Genomic DNA, 1,763 nt, shown 5'->3' on the forward strand with positions numbered 1-1,763 from the left:
CCAAAAGCGCGAACATTTATTTTGATGAGAGTCGATCTCTCAAAACTAAACAAGACTTTAATTGTGTAAGGTTTCCGAATTTTTCCTTAGAAAGGAGGTGATCCAGCCGCAGGTTCTCCTACGGCTACCTTGTTACGACTTCACCCTAATCATCTGTCCCACCTTAGGCGGCAGGCTCCAAAAGGTTACCTAACCGACTTTGGGTGTTACAAACTCTCATGGTGTGACGGGCGGTGTGTACAAGACCCGGGAACGTATTCACCGTGGCATGCTGATCCACGATTACTAGCGATTCCAACTTCATGCAGGCGAGTTGCAGCCTGCAATCCGAACTGAGAACGGCTTTAAGAGATTAGCTTGACCTCGCGGTTTCGCAACTCGTTGTACCGTCCATTGTAGCACGTGTGTAGCCCAGGTCATAAGGGGCATGATGATTTGACGTCATCCCCACCTTCCTCCGGTTTGTCACCGGCAGTCTCATTAGAGTGCCCAACTTAATGCTGGCAACTAATGACAAGGGTTGCGCTCGTTGCGGGACTTAACCCAACATCTCACGACACGAGCTGACGACAACCATGCACCACCTGTCATTCTGCCCCCGAAGGGGACACCTAATCTCTTAGGTTAACAGAAGATGTCAAGACCTGGTAAGGTTCTTCGCGTAGCATCGAATTAAACCACATGCTCCACCGCTTGTGCGGGTCCCCGTCAATTCCTTTGAGTTTCAACCTTGCGGTCGTACTCCCCAGGCGGAGTGCTTAATGCGTTAGCTGCGGCACTGAAGGGCGGAAACCCTCCAACACCTAGCACTCATCGTTTACGGCATGGACTACCAGGGTATCTAATCCTGTTTGCTACCCATGCTTTCGAGCCTCAGCGTCAGTTACAGACTAGACAGCCGCCTTCGCCACTGGTGTTCCTCCATATATCTACGCATTTCACCGCTACACATGGAGTTCCACTGTCCTCTTCTGCACTCAAGTTTCCCAGTTTCCGATGCACTTCTCCGGTTAAGCCGAAGGCTTTCACATCAGACTTAGAAGACCGCCTGCGCTCGCTTTACGCCCAATAAATCCGGACAACGCTTGCCACCTACGTATTACCGCGGCTGCTGGCACGTAGTTAGCCGTGACTTTCTGGTTAGATACCGTCGCGACGTGAGCAGTTACTCTCACGCCCGTTCTTCTCTAACAACAGAGTTTTACGAGCCGAAACCCTTCTTCACTCACGCGGCATTGCTCCATCAGACTTTCGTCCATTGTGGAAGATTCCCTACTGCTGCCTCCCGTAGGAGTCTGGGCCGTGTCTCAGTCCCAATGTGGCCGATTACCCTCTCAGGTCGGCTACGCATCATTGCCTTGGTGAGCCTTTATCTCACCAACTAGCTAATGCGCCGCGGATCCATCCAAAAGCGATAGCACAAAGGCCATCTTTCAAACGAAAACCATGTGGTTTTCGTTGTTATACGGTATTAGCATCTGTTTCCAGGTGTTATCCCCTTCTTCTGGGCAGGTTATCCACGTGTTACTCACCAGTTCGCCACTCGCTGCTAACTTAAGTCAAGTTAATGCAAGCATCAACTATCATTAGGCGCAGCTCGTTCGACTTGCATGTATTAGGCATGCCGCCAGCGTTCGTCCTGAGCCAGGATCAAACTCTCATTTTAGAAATGAGAAATTTTACTAGCTCATTATTATTTGTTGTTATTCTTTTTCAAAAGAATTAAAAAGCGAATTGACTTCGCAAATGTTTAATTTTAAGCT

At 49.3% G+C, this 1,763-nt stretch carries 1 rRNA gene; it reads right to left on the minus strand.

Annotated features, from left to right (window positions below):
* Positions 1-90 precede the first annotated feature (90 nt).
* A 16S ribosomal RNA gene (locus tag OZD64_RS00105) occupies positions 91-1,666 on the minus strand.
* Positions 1,667-1,763 lie beyond the last annotated feature (97 nt).

Source organism: Wolbachia endosymbiont of Drosophila tristis, assembly GCF_028981745.1.
GTDB lineage: Bacteria > Pseudomonadota > Alphaproteobacteria > Rickettsiales > Anaplasmataceae > Wolbachia > Wolbachia pipientis.